Origin of the sequence: Mesorhizobium sp. Cs1299R1N3 (assembly GCF_037179625.1) — a bacterium.
Classification (GTDB): domain Bacteria; phylum Pseudomonadota; class Alphaproteobacteria; order Rhizobiales; family Rhizobiaceae; genus Mesorhizobium; species Mesorhizobium salmacidum.
In genome coordinates, this window is sequence record NZ_JAPYKQ010000081.1 from 1 (window position 1) to 432 (window position 432).

Genomic DNA, 432 nt, shown 5'->3' on the forward strand with positions numbered 1-432 from the left:
TGCGTCCGGCACGTTCTTCGGCCTCTCGGCGGTTTCCTATCGCTCCGCTTCGCTGGCGCTGGCCCCGAGCCTGCCGGCACCAGACTATGCGATGCAGGCGAGCTTCACCCTCGGCTTCGTCATCCTGCTGCAGACCGTCGTGATGCTTGCCTGGATCGTGGTCCGCGAGCCGGAGGAACTGCAACGCATAGGCGCTGCATGGCGACCGGCCTTCGTCGTCGGCTTTGTCGGCGCCTCGGCATCCTTCGGCTGGTTCATGGCGATGACCTTGCAGCAGGCCGCGATCGTCAAGGTCGTGGCGCAGGTCGAGATGCTTTTCACCTTCGCCTCGTCCTTCTTCGTCTTCCGCGAATGGATCAACCGCCTCGAATTGCTCGGCTGCCTGCTGATCGTCACCGGCGTCGTGATGCTCATCGTTCTTTAAAGCGCCCG

Annotated in this window: 1 protein-coding gene; it reads left to right on the forward strand. The window is 63.4% G+C overall.

Annotated elements, in window-relative coordinates; translation table 11 throughout:
- Positions 1-424 (forward strand): EamA family transporter (locus O7B34_RS32045; protein ID WP_337149749.1); only part of this gene is annotated, 424 nt, incomplete at its 5' end.
- Between the last annotated feature and the right edge of the window lie 8 nt (positions 425-432).